General features: G+C 71.5%; 14 protein-coding genes and 2 pseudogenes. 10 read left to right on the top strand and 6 right to left on the bottom strand.

The window, feature by feature from the left end:
• Window positions 1-67 precede the first annotated feature (67 nt).
• From aspA to AB5J50_RS06280, 4 genes are all read left to right on the top strand, one after another.
• Window positions 68-1,489, top strand: coding sequence for an aspartate ammonia-lyase (aspA, locus tag AB5J50_RS06295; protein ID WP_369255681.1), 1,422 nt, complete (start codon window positions 68-70; stop codon window positions 1,487-1,489).
• Between the two features lie 33 nt (window positions 1,490-1,522).
• On the top strand, window positions 1,523-2,461 hold the full coding sequence (locus AB5J50_RS06290; RefSeq protein ID WP_327426618.1) for a glutaminase: 939 nt from the start codon (window positions 1,523-1,525) through the stop codon (window positions 2,459-2,461).
• 203 nt (window positions 2,462-2,664) lie between these two features.
• Window positions 2,665-4,059, top strand: coding sequence for a polyprenol phosphomannose-dependent alpha 1,6 mannosyltransferase MptB (gene mptB, locus AB5J50_RS06285; protein WP_369255679.1), 1,395 nt, complete (start codon window positions 2,665-2,667; stop codon window positions 4,057-4,059).
• A gap of 50 nt (window positions 4,060-4,109) precedes the next feature.
• Complete coding sequence (locus AB5J50_RS06280; RefSeq protein WP_369255677.1) at window positions 4,110-5,492, top strand: glycosyltransferase 87 family protein; 1,383 nt, start codon at window positions 4,110-4,112, stop codon at window positions 5,490-5,492.
• A gap of 59 nt (window positions 5,493-5,551) precedes the next feature.
• Here the strand turns inward: AB5J50_RS06280 and AB5J50_RS06275 are convergent.
• From AB5J50_RS06275 to AB5J50_RS06265, 3 genes and pseudogenes are all read right to left on the bottom strand, one after another.
• A pseudogene (locus tag AB5J50_RS06275) lies at window positions 5,552-6,394 on the bottom strand (D-alanyl-D-alanine carboxypeptidase family protein); the annotation flags it as partial.
• 89 nt (window positions 6,395-6,483) lie between these two features.
• The gene (gene rho, locus AB5J50_RS06270) at window positions 6,484-7,626 is read right to left on the bottom strand and encodes a transcription termination factor Rho (protein ID WP_369255675.1); all 1,143 of its coding nucleotides are present in this window, start codon (window positions 7,624-7,626) and stop codon (window positions 6,484-6,486) included.
• A 301-nt stretch (window positions 7,627-7,927) separates the two neighbouring features.
• Window positions 7,928-8,758, bottom strand: coding sequence for a class I SAM-dependent methyltransferase (locus AB5J50_RS06265; protein WP_369255673.1), 831 nt, complete (start codon window positions 8,756-8,758; stop codon window positions 7,928-7,930).
• Window positions 8,759-8,861: 103 nt separating this feature from the next.
• Between AB5J50_RS06265 and AB5J50_RS06260 the strand changes: the two genes are divergently transcribed.
• Window positions 8,862-9,782 (top strand): zinc-binding dehydrogenase, encoded by a 921-nt coding sequence (locus AB5J50_RS06260; protein WP_369255671.1) that lies wholly within the window; start codon window positions 8,862-8,864, stop codon window positions 9,780-9,782.
• A gap of 59 nt (window positions 9,783-9,841) precedes the next feature.
• Here AB5J50_RS06260 and AB5J50_RS06255 read toward each other — a convergent pair whose 3' ends face one another.
• Together AB5J50_RS06255 and AB5J50_RS06250 are read right to left on the bottom strand one after the other, a co-directional pair.
• Window positions 9,842-10,702: a helix-turn-helix domain-containing protein gene (locus AB5J50_RS06255; protein WP_369255669.1), complete on the bottom strand. Its 861-nt coding sequence runs from the start codon at window positions 10,700-10,702 to the stop codon at window positions 9,842-9,844.
• Between the two features lie 54 nt (window positions 10,703-10,756).
• Complete coding sequence (locus AB5J50_RS06250) at window positions 10,757-11,629, bottom strand: helix-turn-helix domain-containing protein (protein WP_369255667.1); 873 nt, start codon at window positions 11,627-11,629, stop codon at window positions 10,757-10,759.
• A 249-nt stretch (window positions 11,630-11,878) separates the two neighbouring features.
• Between AB5J50_RS06250 and AB5J50_RS06245 the strand changes: the two genes are divergently transcribed.
• The 3 genes from AB5J50_RS06245 to AB5J50_RS06235 all read left to right on the top strand — a co-directional run bounded on the left by AB5J50_RS06245 (window position 11,879) and on the right by AB5J50_RS06235 (window position 14,241).
• Window positions 11,879-12,286: a cupin domain-containing protein gene (locus AB5J50_RS06245; protein ID WP_369255665.1), complete on the top strand. Its 408-nt coding sequence runs from the start codon at window positions 11,879-11,881 to the stop codon at window positions 12,284-12,286.
• A gap of 26 nt (window positions 12,287-12,312) precedes the next feature.
• Window positions 12,313-13,329: a zinc-dependent alcohol dehydrogenase family protein gene (locus tag AB5J50_RS06240; protein WP_369255663.1), complete on the top strand. Its 1,017-nt coding sequence runs from the start codon at window positions 12,313-12,315 to the stop codon at window positions 13,327-13,329.
• 246 nt (window positions 13,330-13,575) lie between these two features.
• On the top strand, window positions 13,576-14,241 hold the full coding sequence (locus AB5J50_RS06235; protein WP_369255661.1) for an SDR family NAD(P)-dependent oxidoreductase: 666 nt from the start codon (window positions 13,576-13,578) through the stop codon (window positions 14,239-14,241).
• A gap of 33 nt (window positions 14,242-14,274) precedes the next feature.
• Here the strand turns inward: AB5J50_RS06235 and AB5J50_RS06230 are convergent, their stop codons facing one another.
• Complete coding sequence (locus AB5J50_RS06230; protein WP_369255659.1) at window positions 14,275-15,186, bottom strand: helix-turn-helix transcriptional regulator; 912 nt, start codon at window positions 15,184-15,186, stop codon at window positions 14,275-14,277.
• Between the two features lie 175 nt (window positions 15,187-15,361).
• Between AB5J50_RS06230 and AB5J50_RS06225 the strand changes: the two are divergent.
• Together AB5J50_RS06225 and AB5J50_RS06220 are read left to right on the top strand one after the other, a co-directional pair.
• A pseudogene (locus AB5J50_RS06225) lies at window positions 15,362-16,250 on the top strand (aldo/keto reductase).
• Window positions 16,251-16,313: 63 nt separating this feature from the next.
• Complete coding sequence (locus tag AB5J50_RS06220; RefSeq protein WP_369255657.1) at window positions 16,314-16,820, top strand: alcohol dehydrogenase catalytic domain-containing protein; 507 nt, start codon at window positions 16,314-16,316, stop codon at window positions 16,818-16,820.
• Window positions 16,821-16,828 lie beyond the last annotated feature (8 nt).

Here is a 16,828-nt window from a genome sequence, read left to right as displayed (position 1 = left end):
CCTCTTGCCCCTGTCTCTACGCCTCACCCCTCCCACCCTCACCCCTCCGAAAGAGGACCGCCCAGCCATGACCACCGTCGCAGCAGCGCACCGCAGCGAACATGATCTGCTTGGAGACCGCGACGTCCCTGCTGACGCGTACTGGGGTATCCACACCCTGCGCGCCACGGAGAACTTCCCCATCACGGGCACCCCGATCTCCGCCTACCCGCATCTGATCGACGCCCTCGCCGCCGTCAAGGAGGCCGCCGCTCGCGCCAACGAGGAACTCGGCCTGCTGGAGCCCCGCAAGGCGGCCGCCATCGTCGAGGCCTGTCGGGAGATCCGGGACGGCAGACTGCACGACCAGTTCGTCGTCGACGTCATTCAGGGCGGCGCGGGCACCTCGACGAACATGAACGCCAACGAGGTCGTCGCCAACCGGGCGCTGGAACTGCTGGGCCACGAAAAGGGCCAGTACCAGTACCTGCACCCCAACGAGGACGTCAACCTCGGCCAGTCGACGAATGACGTCTACCCGACCGCCGTCAAGGTCGCCACCGTCTTCGCCGTGCGCGGGCTGCTCAAGGCGATGGCCGTGCTCCAGGACGCGTTCGCCGCCAAGGCCGTCGCATTCCGTGACGTACTGAAGATGGGGCGCACCCAGCTCCAGGACGCGGTGCCGATGACACTGGGGCAGGAGTTCTCGGCGTACGCGGTGATGCTGGACGAGGACCGCAGCCGGCTCGCCGAGGCCGTCGAGCTGATCCACGAGATCAACCTCGGCGCCACCGCCATCGGCACCGGGCTCAACGCCCCCGCCGGATACGCCGAGTCGGTGCGCCGCCATCTCGCGGACATCACCGGGCTACCGCTGGTCACCGCCGCCAACCTGGTCGAGGCGACCCAGGACTGCGGCGCCTTCGTGCAGATGTCGGGCGTGCTGAAGCGGATCGCGGTCAAGCTCTCCAAGAGCTGCAACGACCTGCGGCTGCTGTCCTCCGGGCCGCGCGCGGGCCTCAACGAGATCAACCTGCCGCCGGTGCAGGCGGGTTCGAGCATCATGCCCGGCAAGGTCAACCCGGTCATCCCCGAGGTCGTCAACCAGGTCGCCTTCGAGGTGATCGGCAACGACGTCACCATCACCATGGCGGCGGAGGCCGGCCAGCTCCAGCTCAACGCCTTCGAGCCGATCATCCTGCACTCCCTGTCCGAGAGCATCACGCACCTGCGGGCCGCCTGTCTGACCCTCGCCGAGCGGTGCGTCGCCGGGATCACCGCGAACACGGAGGTTCTCCGGGCGGCCGTGGAGAACTCCATCGGGCTGGTGACCGCGCTCAACCCGCACATCGGGTACACGGCGGCCACCGACATCGCCAAGGAGGCCCTCGCCACCGGACGCGGCGTCGCCGAACTCGTCCTGGAGAAGGGCCTGTTGCCCGCCGAGCGCCTGGAGGCGCTGCTGCGGCCCGAGGTGCTCGCCGGCAGCGGCGCCCGGCTGGAGGTCTGAGCCGATGAGCAGCGGGACCGGCTGGGCGGCACAATGGTGATCATGCCGTACTCGTCGTCCTTGACCTTCCAGCCGGTCCTGGAGCGCATCGCCACCGAGATCGCGCAGACGCCGGGTCGCGGGCGCCCCGCCGACTACATCCCGGCGCTCGCCGCCCGCGACCCGCGCAGCTTCGGCATGGCCGTCGCGGAGCTGGACGGCACGGTGTACGGCGTGGGGGACTGGCAGCAGCCGTTCTCCACGCAGTCCATCACCAAGGTCTTCACCCTCGCCCTCGACCTGGCTCGCGAGGGCGACGAGCTGTGGGAGCACGTCGGCCGTGAGCCCTCCGGCAACCCCTTCAACTCGCTGGTCCAGCTGGAGTACGAGAACGGCATCCCGCGCAACCCGTTCATCAACGCGGGCGCCCTCGTCGTCACCGACCGCCTCCAGACCCAGACCGGCGACGCGGCGGGAGCACTTCTCGACTTCCTGCGCGCCGAGAGCGGCAACCCCCGGCTGACCTTCGACAAGGACGTCGCCGCGTCCGAGGCCGCGCACGGCGACCGGAACGCCGCGCTCGGCCACTTCATGGCGTCCTACGGCAACATCGACAACCCGGTGCCGGCCCTCCTCGACCAGTACTTCCGCCAGTGCTCGATCGAGGCGTCCTGCGCCGACCTCGCCCTCGCCACCGGCTTCCTGGCCCGGCACGGCGTCCGCGCCGACGGCTCCCGGCTGCTCACCCGCAGCCAGGCCAAACAGGTCAACGCGGTCATGCTCACCTGCGGCACCTACGACGCGGCGGGCGACTTCGCCTACCGGGTCGGCCTGCCCGGCAAGAGCGGCGTCGGCGGCGGCATCATCGCGGTGGTACCGGGCCGCTGCACGCTGTGCGTCTGGAGCCCGGGCCTGGACGAGCGGGGCAACTCGGTGGCGGGCGTGGCGGCACTGGACCGCTTCACGACGCTGACGGGCGTGTCAGTGTTCTGAGAAGGGTGTCCGAAGCGCCCCTTCACGGGCGTGGGGCTGTGACGTCACGCGGCTCCGCCGCGTGGGCGCGACCAGCCACGAAGCACCCGCACCCGACAAACCACCCGCAGACCCCCGTCTGATTACACGCAGGCCATGAGACGGTCCCCGCCCGGAGGGCACCCCGTCGCTTTCCGGCCACCCACCCTTGACACGCTGGCCAAGTGTTGGCCAAGGCTCCCGTCGATCTCCGCCGCTGCCAGGCCCTGGGCCTGGCCGGTACCGCCTTCCTCGCCCTGGGAGGTGAGACGGCCGGGGCGCTGCCCATGCAGGACCTCCTCGCCCCCGAGTCCGGCCGTGCCGTACTCGGCGTGGTCGGTGTCTACTTCGGCGTCGTCCTGCTGATAGCCGCGTGGGCGCTGCTCGGCACCGTCGTACGGGGCCCCGAACCACCGACTCCCCGCTCCCTGCTGCTCGTTCTCGCCGTGTGGGCGGCGCCGCTGCTCCTCGCGCCGCCGCTGTTCAGCCGGGACGTGTACAGCTATCTCGCGCAGGGCGCCATGGTCGACGCGCACATCGACGTGTACGCGCACGGGCCCGCGCAGCTCGGCGGTCCGCTCGCCGACGAGGTGGCGCCGGTGTGGCAGCAGACCACGACGCCGTACGGCCCGGTCTTCCTCGCCGTCGCCTCCGCTCTGTCCGGACTCACACGCGGGGAAATACCGGCCGGACTGCTCGGCATGCGCCTGGTCGCCCTGCTCGGCGTCGCCCTGATGGCGGCGGCACTGCCCCGTCTCGCCCGGCACAGCGGCGCCGATCCGGCCGCCGCGCTGTGGCTGGGGGCGCTCAACCCCCTCGTCCTGCTGCACCTGGTGGCCGGTGCGCACAACGACGCCATCATGCTCGGTCTGCTCGGAGTCGGACTGGTGGCCGCGCGCGGCCGGTGGCACGTCCTGGGCGTCGTCCTCATCACCCTCGCCGCCCTGGTGAAGGCGCCCGCGGCGCTCGGCCTCCTTGCGGTGGTCGCGCTGCGCGGGCGCCGGGGGATGCTGAGGTCCGCCGTGACCACGACCGGGGTCGCCCTCGCCACGACGGTCGCGGCAACGGCCGCCACCGGTACGGGATACGGCTGGATCGCGGCCCTGAAGACCCCCGTGTCGCCGCACAACTGGTCGCCCACCAGCGTCCTCGGCCGCGCCACCGGCGCCCTGCTGGAGAAGCTCGGCAGCGGCCTGGCACCTCTGGCGCTGCCCGTCTGGCACGCGGCGGGACTCGCGCTGACCGTGATGGTGGTCCTGTTCATATGGCTGCGCCTGCGGCCTGGTCCGATCTACGCGCTGGGCTTGAGCCTGGCCGCCGTCGCCGTGTTCGGCCCTGCGATCCGGCCCTGGTACGCGCTGTGGGGCCTGTTCCTCATCGCCGCGGCGGCGCCGAGCGGTTCGGTACGCCACCGGGTCGCGGCCGCCAGCGCGGTGCTCGCGCTCGCCGTGCTGCCGAGCGGGGGACCGCCGGACGCCGAGCAGGTGGTTCTGGCCGTCTCCGGCGGAGTACTCGCCCTCGTCGTGCTCTGGCACGCCCACCAGGCGGCGCAGGCACCGGTGCTCGGGCGGACGGCATGAGAAGACCGGGCGGCATGAGAGGACCGGAGGGCACGAGAGGACCGGAGGGCATGAGAAGGCCGGGCGGCACCGATCGCCGGCGGTTGCTCTTCGTGCTCGGACTCGCTGTCGCCGTCGCCGTGTTCACCGCCACCGTGCCGCTGCTGCGCGACTGGTTCGACCTGCGTGTCTACTACGGGGCCGTTGACACCTGGGTCCACCACGGCGGCCGGATCTACGACTACCGGGTGCCGGGGACGACGTACGGCTTCACCTATCCGCCGTTCGCGGCCCTCGGCATGCTGCCGATGGCGCTGGTCGGGCTGCGCACGGCGATCGCCGTCGGGCTGCTGCTCAACCTCGCCGCCCTCGGCGTGGTCGTGTGGGTCCTGGTCGGGCCCGCGCTGCGCCGCTACGGCTGGTTCGGTTTCGCCCTGGCGGGCTGTCTGCTGGCGCTGCTCGAACCGGTCCGTGACACCTTCAGCTTCGGCCAGGTGAACCTGCTGCTCCTGGCCCTCGTGCTGAGCGACGCATGGCTGCTGTCCACCGGCCGGGGCCGCCGGGCAGGCGTCGGCATCGGCCTGGCGGCGGCGGTCAAGCTCACCCCCGCGCTCTTCATCGGCCTGCTGCTGCTCGCCCGCCGCTGGCGCGCCGCCGGGGTCGCGACGGCCGTTGCCGCGGCGGCCACCGCGCTGGCCGCCTGGGCGGCACCGGGCGCCTCGCGCTTCTACTGGACCGACGCGGTGTGGGACACGGCCCGCATCGGACAGCTCGCCTATGTCTCCAACCAGTCGTTGCAGGGTGTCCTGGCCCGGCTCGCGGCACCGGACGAACCGAGCAGGGCCGCCTGGGCGACGGCCGCCCTGCTGGTCCTGTGCGTGTGGGCGTGGCGGACCTCCCGTGCCCTGGCCGACGAGGACTGGACCGCCGCGTTCGCCCTCACCGGGCTCGCCGCCTGCCTCGTCAGCCCGATCACCTGGGTGCACCATCTGGTCTGGCTGCTGCCGTCCTTCGCCGTGCTGCTGCACCGGGGCCGGCCGCGGATCGCGGCCGCCTTGTACGTCGTGCTGTGCAGCAGCGTGGTGTGGCTGTGGTTCGACGACGCCTCCGGCCTTGACGGGTTCCTCGGCAGCAACACGTACACGTGGATCACGCTCGGGCTGCTGCTGTGGCTGCCCGTCGGTCAGTCACGCGTGGGCCGTGTGCCCTTGAGCCGCAGGGCCAGGGCGACGCCGCCGGCGCCCAGACCCGCCGCGCCCGCGATGACGGTGGCCTCGGACCAGCCGGCTCCGTCGCTCTCCGCCGGAGCCGCGGGCAGGGCGGCGGGTCCCGCGGCCGGTACCCGACGCGTGTCGAGCAGCGTCCCGACGGGATCGACGTGCCCGGCCGCCGCGAAGCCCCAGTCGAGCAGCGAGCGCGCCTCCTCGTACACGGCGAACCCGCCGCCCTCCTGAGGGTTCATCACCGTGACGACAAGGGTGCGCCCGCCCCGCCGCGCGGCGGCGACGAGCGTGTTGCCCGCGTCGGAGGTGTAGCCGTTCTTGACGCCGATCAGGCCCGGGTACGGCTCCACCCCGTCGGCGCCGGTCAGCAGCCGGTTGGTGTTGTGGATCTCGAACGCGTAGCCGTCGCCGGGGAACATGGCCTGGACGGTGGAGCAGTACCGCGCGAACTCCGGGTTGCGCAGTCCGGCCCGCCCGAAGACCGCCAGGTCGTACGCGGACGAGACCTGGCCGGGTGTGTCGTAGCCGTCGGGCGAGATGACGCGGGTGTCGAGGGCGCCCAGTGAACGGGCCTTGGTCTGCATCCGGGCGGCCGTGCTCTCCCAGCCGCCGTTCATCGAGGCCAGCACGTGCACGGCGTCGTTGCCGGAGTTGAGGAAGACACCACGCCACAGGTCGGCCACGCGGTAGGTGCGCCCCTCCGCGACGCCCACCAGGCTGCTGCCGGGGCCGATGTCCTGGAGCTCCTCCTCCTTGACGGTGTGCCGGATGCCGCCGGGCAGTGCCGGGAGCACCGTGAGCGCGAACAGGGTCTTGAGGGTGCTGGCGGGCGGCAGCCTGAGGTGTGCGTCGTGTGCGGCGAGCACGTCGCCGGTGCGGGCGTCGGCCACCAGCCACGACAGCGCGGAGACGTCCTCGGGGACCTCGGGCGCCCCGGCCCGGAGCCGTACCTGTGTCCCCGGCCGGTACAGCGGCGGCGGCTGCGAGGCCGCGGGCCTCGGCGCGCCCGGGTCGGTGTGGGCCCGGGCGGCAGCCGGACTCGGCGCGAGGGCCAGCGCGCCCACCGCGCAGACGACGGAACAGGAGACGGCGGCGCGGCAGGCGATGGCGCTGGGTGAGAATCCGATGGTCATTCCGCCAACGTAGGAACGGAGTCGCCGTACACCGGGGTGCCAGGGCCGAGCGGCCGGATCGAGTACCCGGATGCCGCACGCGGGACAGGTCAGGCGACCGGCAGGGTCGGCTGGACCTGGCGGAGGAAGGTCGCGTTGTCCGGGGTGGAGCGCATCCGCTCCAGCAGGGTTTCGAGGCCGGCCTGGCCGTCCCGCGTCTGCAGGGCGCGCCGCAGTCCTCGCATGGCCGTCAACTCGGCGGCGGGCAGCAGGAGTTCCTCGCGGCGGGTGCCGGACGGGGTGATGTCGACGGCCGGGAACACGCGTCGTGAGGCGAGGGTCCGGTCGAGGCGGAGCTCCATGTTGCCGGTGCTCTTCAGCTCCTCGAAGAAGTAGTCGTCGGCGCGGGAGCCGGTTTCCACCAGGGCGGTGGCGAGGATGGTGAGCGAGCCGCCCTCCTCGGCGAGGCGCGCGGCGCCGAAGAACTTCTTGGGGCCGTGCACGGCGGCGGCGTCGACGCCGCCGCTGAGGGTGCGGCCACCGGAGGCCGCCGCGTTGTTGTGCGCCCGGCACAGCCGGGTGAGCGAGTCCATCAGGATGACCACGTCCTCGCCCTGCTCGACGAGCCGCTTGGCGCGCTCTATGACGAGCTCGGCGAGGGCGATGTGCTGCTTCGGCGTCTTGTCGAAGGTCGACGCGAAGACCTCGCCCCGGACGGAGCGCCGCATGTCGGTCACTTCTTCGGGCCGCTCGTCGAGCAGCACCACCATCAGGTGGCATTCGGGATGGTTGCCCGCGACGGCGGCGGCGATCTGCTGGAGCAGCACCGTCTTGCCGGTCTTGGGCGGGGCGACGATCAGGCCGCGCTGGCCCTTGCCGACCGGCGAGAGCAGGTCGACGACGCGCCCGGCCAGACCGCTCGCCGGGTGTTCCAGGCGAAGCCGGTCGCGGGGGTGCAGCGGGGTGAGGTCGCGGAAGTGCGGGCGGCCGCGCAGCTCTTGGGGCGTACGGCCGTTGATCCGCTCGACCTCGGCGAGCGCGCGGGGTCCGCCGCGTACGCCTTCGACGGTGTCGCCCTTGCGCAGGCCGTAACGGCGGATCAGCGCGGCGGAGACCTGGACGTCGTTCGGCGTGGGCAGGCAGTTCGCGGAGCGCAGGTACCCCTTCCCGTTGCCGTCGATGTCGAGGACACCGGTGGCGACCTGGGCCTGGGGCTGCTGCTGTACAGGTGGGTGTTCGAGTGTGGTGGTCATGAGAAGGGGTCCTTTCGAGGACGGATTCATGAGGTCATGAGGAAGGGAGGGGATGTGCCGGTGGAGGCGGCGTGCTCACGCGTCCGTACGGCGGGGAGACAACACCTCGGGTACGGCGGACGGAAAGAACTGCCCGTGGCCGCGCTCAAGAGGTGGTGCTGAGAAGCTGGTCCGCCGGTCGGATAGCAACAGGCGTTACAGCGATAAGAAAGGGAACTGGCACCGGCGCCCGAGACGGGGCGTACACGAGTGCTGTTCGCACTGTACCACCCGCTGGCCGGGTCCCGCTGTGATCTGTGACTCAGCGGCCCGCGAGGAGGCCGTACAGCAGGGGAATGCGCGGCTCGGTCTCCGGCAGACGCCACCACCCGGACGGGGTACGGGTCATCTGCGGCCACCGGGGCCAGGGAAGCTCGTCGCTCTCCCGCAGTCGCCGGATACCGAGCCCTGCTGCGACCAACGCGTTGACGACCTCGTCCATTCCATGCATCCACTCGAAGCTGTCGGTGGCACCCTGCACGGCCGGACCGTCGGTGTAGGTGTACGTCGCGTCCCGGTGGACGGCGTCCCGACCGCCCAAGTAGTCGTGGCGCAGCAGCAGTTCACCTCCCTCGCCCTCGGCGGGCTTGGGGCCGAGCGAGTTCAGCAGCGGGTGGAACTCGACCAGGTACAACCGCCCGCCCGGACGCAGGAGCTGGGCGACGACGGCGGCCCAGCGCTCCAGGTCGGGCAGATAGCACAGGGCGCCCTTGCCGGTGTAGATGACGTCGAACCGCCGCCCGCCCAGGGCCTCGACGGCGTCGTACACATTGGCCTGTACGTAGGTGATGCCGGCGCCCGCGCGTGCCGCGATGCCGGCCGCTGCCGCCACGGACGCCTCGGAGATGTCGAGGCCGACGGCGCGGGCGCCGCGTTCGGCGAAGGCGATCGTCTCGGTGCCGAGGTGACACTGGAGATGGAGCACATCGAGGCCCGCGAGTTCACCGAGGTCTTCCCACTCGAAGGCGGCGAACCAGCGGGACGGATCGAGTTTCTCGTGCAGCCCATAGAACCGGCTGGCGAGATGGACGGGGGTGCGCGCATCCCAGTTGGCCTGGTTGGCCCGCATCATCCGCTCGTGCTCGTCGGTCATGGGGACCATCCAACCGTGCGCGGCGGGGGAGCGGCGGGAAGAACTCCGGATCGGCGGGAGTTGGTGCGTGGCGAGCCGCCGACTACGAGAGAAGGTACCTCTCATGCGCGCACTGATCGTCGACCCCATGGCACCCGGAAGGGTGCGCCTGGGCGAAGCCCCCGATCCCGTACCGGGCCCCGCCCAGGTCCTGGTGGAGGTCCGGCACACCTCACTCAACGCCGCCGAGCTCTTCTTCGCGGAGCGCGCCGAGCCCGGCGAGGTCATCGGCTTCGACGCGGCCGGTGTCGTCGTGACCGCCGCGGCGGACGGCAGCGGGCCCGCCGTCGGCAGCCGCGTGGTGGGCTTCGCCGACGGTGGCGGCTTCGGCGCGCTGCGCGCCATGGACGTCGCGGACGTGGCCGTGGTGCCCGACGCCGTCGACCTGGGCGAGGCGGCCACACTGCCGGTCGCCGCCGGGACGGCCCTGAGGGCGCTGGAACAGGCGGGACCGCTGCTGGGCCGCAGGGTCCTGGTGACGGGAGCGTCCGGCGGCGTCGGCGGGTTCGCCGTGCAGCTCGCGGCGCTCGGCGGCGCGTACGTCATCGCGGTCGCCGGTTCCGAGGAGAGCGCGCGGGGGCTCACCGACCTCGGCGCGGACGAGGTCGCGATCGGCCTAGCCGGTCCGGCGGAACCGGTCGACGTGGTGATCGACACCGTGGGCGGCGACCAACTGACCGCGTTCTACACCCTGTTGGCCCCCGGCGGCACCCTGCAAAGCGTGGGCTGGGCCTCCGGCCACGCAGCGACCCTGCCCGTCGGATCCACCCTGGGCAGCCCCGTCCCGAAGGCCATCGTCTCGGTCTACAACGGTGTCGGACTCACCGACCGCCAGGCCCAGTTGAGCAGACTGCTCACTCTCGTCGCGGCGGGGAGGCTGCGCGTCCCGGTCGGCTGGCGCGGACCGTGGGACAAGATCGCGGACGCGGTGGAGGCGCTGGGGAGCCGCCGGTTGCGGGGGAAGGCGGTGCTGGACGTGAGCTGAGGCGGCGTCCGACGCCGGGCGGCACCTCATATGTGCCACCGGTCCCGGGCAGCAGACGATCAGTTGGTGGTGCCGCGGGTGGGCTCGTGGCTGTCGGCGGCCCAGGAGGCGAGGAAACGCAGCCCTTCGTGGGTGGGCGTGCCAGGGGCCGCGGTCCAGACGATGAGCTGCTGGTCGGGGTCGGTGCTACAGGTGAGGGTGTCCCATTCGAGGACGAGGGTCCCGGCGATGGGATGGTTCAGCGTCTTGGTGCCGACGGTGCGGGCGGCCACGTGGTGAGCGGCCCACCAGCGCCGGAAGTCCGGGTCCCGCTCGGACAACTCGTTGACGAGGCTGGTGAGCCGTGCGGAGCCGGCGTTGTGAGCCGCTTCCATCCGCAGTTGGGCGACCGCGATACGGGCCGTGCTCTCCCAGTCCGCGTAGAGCTCTCGCATGGCGGGGCTGAAGACCATCAGGGCGTAGTTGCGGTCCTTCTCCGGGATCTGCCCGAAGTCACCGACCAGGGCGGCGGCCAGCGGATTCCACGCCAGCACATCCATATGGCGGCCCAGGACCATGGCGGGGATGGAACCGAGGTCGTCGAGCAGCCGCTGCAACTGCGGCTGGACCGTCTGCACGCCTTGCGTGCGCGGCCGGGCGGGTTCCTTCCCGGCCAGCTCGAACACGTAGGCGCGCTGGTCCTCGTCCAGGTCCAGGACACGGGCGATGGCGTTCAGTACCGGTTCGGACGCCTGAATGCGGCCCTGCTCCATGCGGGTGTAGTAGTCGGTGCTGATCGCGGCCAGCATGGCCACTTCCTCCCGGCGCAGGCCCGGCACCCGCCGTACGGCCCCGCCGGGCAGCCCCACGGAACGGGGGCTGAGCTCCGCGCGCCGGGCCTTGAGGAATTCCCCCAGCTCACTGGGTGCGTTGCGCGTCATGGCAGCCATTTTCGCAGCAGCCCGCCACCGGGGAAGGGCGGAGGCGGTGCCGGCTCAGCCGGCGGTGTGGGGCGCGGCCGGCCGGCGGTCGCTCGTGGCCCAGGAGGAGAGGAAGCGCAGGCCCTTGTACGAGGGCGTGCCGGGCTCCGCGGACCAGATGACGAGCTGCTGGTCGGGGTCGGTGCTGCAGGTGAGGGTGTCCCAGTCGAGGACGAGTTCGCCCGCGACCGGGTGGTTGAGCGTCTTGGTGCCCACCGTGCGGGCCGCCACATGGTGGGCTCCCCACCACTGCCGGAAGTGGGCGTCCTGTACCGACAGCTCGCCGACGAGGGCGGTCAGCCGGGGATCGTCGGGATACCGCGCGGCTTCCCTGCGCAGCTGGGCGACCGTGCCCCGGGCGACGCCTTCCCAGTCCGCGTACAGCGACTTCATCGCGGGATCGGTGAAGAGCAGCCGGACATAGTTCCGCTTCTTCTCCGGGATTTTCCCGAAATCGGTGACCAGAGCGGCGGCCAAAGGATTCCACGCCAGAATGTCGTCACGGCGGCCCAGAACCATTCCCGGGGTGGCCGTGAGATCGTCGAGCAGCCGCTGCAACTGCGGCTGGACTTTCTGTACGGAACGCCTGCGCGGCCGTCCCGCTTCCTTTCCGGCCAGCTCGAACAGATAGTCCCGCTGATCGTCACCCAGGTGCAGTACGCGGGCGATGGTGGCCAGCACGGGCGCGGACGGCCGCATGCGGCCCTGCTCCACGCGGGTGTAGTAGTCGGTGCTGATGGCGGCGAGCAGGGCGACCTCCTCGCGGCGCAGCCCGGACACCCGCCGGGGGCCGCCGGACTCGGGCAGGCCGACCGTGCGGGGGCTGAGCTCGGCGCGCCGGGCCTTGAGGAATTCCCCCAGTTCGTTGAGGTGCGCGTCGCTCGTCATGCCGCCAGTCTGGCACCACCTCTCCGTCCTGCGAGGGGGAGAGTTCTCTCCCTGGATGTTCTTCTCCCGGGATGGAATTCTCCTCTTTGCGGGATCGCGCGACGGTGGCAATGTCGGTGACGCGGCCGGTGGCGTGAACGGTCCGCGAAAGGCATTCGCCCGAACCGGCGTGACTGCTTTCCACCTTTGTTTCGGCATTCCCCCAGCACCCGCATCGCAGCATGTCACAGCACAGAAAGACAGAGACCCATGGAACTGCTGAAGCCGCCCCCGACCATGAAGCTGCCCGCCGACTGGTTCACCGGTGACGCGTACGCCGATGTCATCTACCGGGGCCAGGAGCCCTCCCGGGCCCGGGCGAACATGGTCCGATTCACGCCCGGCGCCCGCACCGCCTGGCACTCCCACGGCCTGGGCCAGACCCTCTGCATCGTCGAAGGCATCGCCCTCATCCAGTCCCGCGGCGGCGACATCCTCGAAGCCCACCCCGGCGACGTCATCCACACACCCGCGGGTGAGGAGCACTGGCACGGCGCCGCCCCCGAGCAGTTCATGAGCCACATCGCCCTGTGGGAGGGCGACGACGTCAACTGGCTCGAACACGTCACCGACGCGGACTACGGCGGCAAGCGCGTCAGCACCCGCACCCGCCCCTGAGACCCCTCACGAGCTGAGACACCACCATGCGCGCAACCATCATCCACAAGCCCGGTGACATCCGTATCGAGGACGTTCCCGAGCCGAAGATCCTCAGGCCCACCGACGCGATCATCCGCACCGCCGCCACCTGCGTCTGCGGCTCCGACCTGTGGGACTACCGCGGTATCAACCCCGTGGACGAGCCCCACCCGATGGGCCACGAGTACGTCGGCGTCGTCGAGGAGGTCGGCGGCGAGGTCACCTCCGTCAAGCCGGGCCAGTTCGTCGTCGGCTCGTTCGCCACCTCGGACAACACCTGTCCGAACTGCCGCAACGGCTACCAGTCCTCGTGTGTGCACCGCGAGTTCATGAGCACCTGCCAGGCCGATTACATCCGTGTCCCGACGGCCGACGGCACCCTGGTCGCCACCCCCGGCCAGCCGGCCGACGACCTGATCCCCAGCCTGCTGACGCTGTCCGACGTCATGGGCACCGGCTGGTACGCGGCCGTCGCCGCCGAGGTCCAGCCCGGCTCCACGGTGGTCGTCGTCGGTGACGGCGCGGTCGGCCTGTCCGGGGTCATCGCCGCCAAGGAACTGGGCGCCGCACGCATCATCGCGATGAGCCGCCACGCGTCGCGGCAGAAGCTCGCGACCGAGTTCGGCGCCACCGACATCGTCACCGAGCGCGGCGACGAAGGCATCGCCCGCGTCAAGGAACTCACCGGTGGCATCGGCGCCGACTCCGTCCTGGAGTGCGTCGGCACCCAGGAGTCCATGCTCCAGGCGCTGCGTTCCACCCGCCCCGGCGGCAACGTCGGTTTCGTCGGCGTCCCGCACGGCGTGGCCGTCGACGGCCAGGAACTGTTCTTCTCCCACGTCGGCCTGCGTGGCGGCCCGGCGCCCGTGCGCCGCTTCCTGCCCGACCTCATCGACCGGGTCCTGGACGGCCGTATCAACCCCGGCAAGGTCTTCGACCTGACCCTCCCCCTCGACGAGGTCGCCGAGGGCTACCGCGCCATGGACGAACGCCGCGCCATCAAGGCACTGCTTCGCCCCTGACGCCCCGCGCACAAAGGCCGGGCGCGTGGGTCCGCAAGGCCGCACGCCCGGCTCAGCGAGCTGCCCTGACCTGCGGAAGAGGCACGTGGGGCCCTGCCGCTCCAAGTACAGCCACTACGCCGCGAACACCATCAGACGCATCACGAGCCCCCGAGGCGTCCGCCACGACGATGCGGGCTCCTGCCGCGCTGAACGACGGGTACCGTCAGCCAGAGGTCACCCGGACCCGCACGACCCGGAGGGAACATGACCACCATCGCCGTCATCGGAGCGGGACCCGGTCTCGGAGCCGCCGTCGCCCGGCGGTTCGGCCGCGAGGGGTACGACGTCGCGCTCATCTCCCGCGACCGGGAACGGGCCGATGCCCTCGCCGCCGACGTGACCGGGGAGGGCATCTCGGCGCGCGGTTTCGCCGCCGAGGTACGCGATCCGAAGGCCCTCGAAGCCGCCCTGGACGCGGCGACCGCCACCCTGGGTCCGATCGAGGTCCTGCAGTACAGCCCGGTCCCGCACCGGGACTTCATGCGGCCCGTCCTGGAGACCGGCCCCGCCGACCTGGTGGGCCCGATCGAGTTCTCCGTCTACGGGCCGGTCGTCGCCGTGCGACAGGTGCTGCCCGGCATGCGCGCCCTCGGCCGCGGCACCATCCTCTTCGTCAACGGCGGTACCGCCGTGGTTCCGCACCCCGAACGCGCCGGTACGTCGATCGCCTTCGCCGCCGAGAGTGCGTACGGCCATCTGCTGCACGACACGCTCGCCGCCGACGGCATTCACGTCGCGCAGCTCATCATCCCCGGCGCGATCATTCCCGGTCACCCGAGGAAGGACCCGGCCGCGCTCGCGGACACTCTGTGGAGCATGCACCAGGACCGGCACGGGTTCCGGCACTTCGCCGACGACCTCGACAGCTGACCCCCTCGGCCCCGTCGTCCTGACGCCCAGGCGTCAGAAGGACGGGGCGGAAGCCGACGGACCGTCGCTCGGCACCGGCCGGTGCGAGGCGTTCTCGGGCGCCAGCATGTCGAGCAGGACGATCGCGTCGTGCTCGGCGGTGCCCGGTTCGGCGTAGTAGGTGATCAGGCGGTGGCCGGGGGTGCCCTCCAGCTCCATCGACTGGTAGCCGAGGGTGAGATCGCCGACCTCGGGGTGGTGGAACGTCTTGCGGCCGTGGGTGCTCCCCTTGACGTCGTAGCGCTCCCACAGACGCGCGAACTCCGGGCTTTTCAGCAGGAGTTCACCGGCCAGCCGGGTCAGGTCGGGGGCGTCCGGGTCGGTGCCTGCCAAGGCGCGCAGCCGGGCGACGCAGCCGCGGATCTGGTGGTCCCAGTCGTGGAACAGCTCACGGGCCGCCGGGTGGAGGAAGACGTAGCGCGCGATGTTGCGCTGCCTGAGCGGCCAGTCCTCCATACCGGGGAGCAGCCGGAGCCCGGCGGGGTTCCAGGCCAGCAGGTCGTTGGTGCGGCTGACCACATGCGAGGGACCAGGGCGCAGGCTCTCCAGCAGGAGTCTGACGCCGGGCCGTACGGTACGGCTGGGCGCGACCGGCGGTTCGGGCGCGCGCCGGGCGGCGAGGGCGGCCAGGCTGCGCAGGTGCTCGTGCTCGGTCTCCTCCAGCAGGAGGGCGCGGGCCAGGGCGTCGACCACGGACGGGCTCGGGCGGGTCTCCTTGCCGCGCTCCAGGCGGACGTAGTAGTCGATGCTGATCCCGGCCAGGGTGGCCAGTTCCTCACGGCGCAGCCCGGGCGTACGGCGCAGGCCGGCGCCGGCCCGCAGGCCGGCCTCCTCGGGGGTCACCCGGGCCCGGCGGGCGCGCAGGAAGCGCCCCAGCTCGGTGCCGTTCTGCTGCTCACTCTTCATGGCTTCCAGTGCGGCGGCGCCGTGACCTGCGCGGCAGGCGCGTGGGGGGCCCTGTCGCACCCCGGAACACGGCTCCCCGGCACAGCGCGGTCTGCCACGCGGTGAGCCCGCCGGAGAGGGTTGGTGCCGTGGGAGATCTCGTCCTCACACATCTGAGAACGTATGGAGCACCACCGTGAAGCACATCAAGCTCGGCGGACAGCTGGACGTCACCCGGATCGGCATGGGCGCCATGCCGATCAACGCGCTCTACACCGGAGCGAACGCGGACAACGAGGAAGGCATCCGAGCCATCCACCGGGCGCTCGACCTGGGCGTCACACACATCGACACCGCCGAGGCGTACGGGCCCTTCCTCAACGAGGAGCTCGTCGGCAAGGCACTGCAGGGCCGCCGTGACCAGGTGGTGCCGGCGTCGAAGTTCGGCTTCGTGTCGTACTCGGGCCGCCCGGAAGGTTCCCTGGACAGCAGCCCGGAGAGCATCCGTGTCGCGGTGGAGGGCTCCCTCAAGCGGCTGGGTACCGACTACATCGACCTGCTCTACCAGCACCGGGTCGACCGGCCACGCCCACGCCACGCACCCGCTGGTGGCGGTGCAGACCGAGTACTCCCTGTGGTTCCGGGACCCGGAGACGGAGATCCTGCCGGTGACGCGGGAACTGGGCATCGGCTTCGTGCCGTGGGCACCGCTGGGCCACGGCTTCCTCGCCGGTGGATTCCGTACGACGGACTGGTTCGACGCCGAGGTCGACCTGCGCGCCACCATGCCGCGCTTCAACAACGCCGAGTACTTCCGGCAGAACCTGCGCCTCGCCGACGAGGTCAAGGCCGTCGCCGACGAGGCCGGCGTCACCCCGGCGCAGGTGTGTCTGGCCTGGCTGGTGGCGCAGGGCGACGACATCGCCCCGATCCCCGGCACCCGGCGCGTCTCCCACCTGGAGGAGAACACCGCCGCCGACGCCGTGGTGCTGACCCCCGGACAGCTCCACAAGCTCGACCACCTCACTCCGGCCGCCGGCGAGCGCCTGGGCGAGGACCACATGGCGCTCGTCGACCACAACTGACGTTCCCGCCGGGCCGGCGTTCCGGCAACTCCCTGTAGAGCAGCGCAAGATCGGAAGAATCCCATGCGAGCAACCCTGATCTACGGTGCCGGTGACGTGCGCGTGGACGAGGTGTCGGACCCGAAGATCCAGAAGCCCACTGACGCCGTCGTACGCGTCCTGCGTTCCTGCGTCTGCGGCAGCGACCTGTGGCCGTACGGATCGATGCCGGCCTCGGAGCACGGCGGCGGCCGCATCGGTCACGAGTTCCTCGGCGTCGTCGAGGACTCGGCGCTCCTGCCGTCCCTGCTGCCCCTGTCCGACGTGTTCTGCACCGGCCACCACTGCGCGGTCACCGCCGGCGTCAACGCCCGTACGACAGTGACGGTCGTCGGCGACGGCACCCATACCGTGCTGGAGTGCGTCGGCACCCTGCCCGCCCTGGAGATGTTGCTCGGCGTGGTCCGCGCCGGCGGCACCGTCAGCCGGGTCGGCGCGCCGCAGTACGGCGAAGTGCCCCTGGACGACGTACCGGAGGGCTACCGGGCGATGGCCGGCCGCGAGGCGCTGAAGGTCCTCATCCAGCCCTGACCGCACCC

The sequence above is a fragment of the Streptomyces sp. R35 genome, assembly GCF_041053035.1.
In the GTDB taxonomy this organism is placed as follows: Bacteria; Actinomycetota; Actinomycetes; order Streptomycetales; family Streptomycetaceae; genus Streptomyces; species Streptomyces lutosisoli.
Note: the sequence above shows the minus strand (reverse complement) of the source record. Positions and strands in the feature narration are given on the sequence as shown.